General features: G+C 60.6%; 1 protein-coding gene. It reads right to left on the bottom strand.

Annotated features, from left to right (window positions below; translation table 11 throughout):
* Positions 1-240: 240 nt before the first annotated feature.
* A partial coding sequence (locus WLY71_RS30735; protein ID WP_347806587.1) for an SDR family oxidoreductase occupies positions 241-465 on the bottom strand: 225 nt, incomplete at its 5' end.

Here is a 465-nt window from a genome sequence, read left to right as displayed (position 1 = left end):
CAGTGGGCACCGCGGCAAGGATGCCGCGGTAGCCGCCCCCGGCCATGGATGGCCGATGGCGGCGGGCCCACGGAGCAGGACCTGAGCGAGGGCATGCCGAGCCTAGGCGAGGCACCGTACGTCAGGGGCAAGAGCGCTTGGTTACTTGGCGCTTCTCCAAGTGACCCGCTGTAAAAGCGGAACCAATAGCCGCCGTTACCGCAAAAATAGATATGTACCCCGAGCGTAAATATTTACCCTTCAGCCCAAGGTGTAACCGTTATCGACCTTCCAGTCCTGACCGTAAACACCCCGAGCCCCCTGCGACAGCTGAAAAACAATCACATTGGCCACCGCCGCCGCATCGAGAAAATGACCCGGCAACAGACGTTTACCAAGCGTGTCGGCAACATCGCCAAGCTCCCCATCGCTCAACCCCAGGTTGTCCCACATCGAGGTCGCAGTCGGTCCCGGCGAGACCAGATT

It is taken from the genome of Pseudomonas rossensis, from assembly GCF_039888995.1.
Taxonomy (GTDB): Bacteria; Pseudomonadota; Gammaproteobacteria; order Pseudomonadales; family Pseudomonadaceae; genus Aquipseudomonas; species Aquipseudomonas rossensis.
Note: the sequence above shows the minus strand (reverse complement) of the source record. Positions and strands in the feature narration are given on the sequence as shown.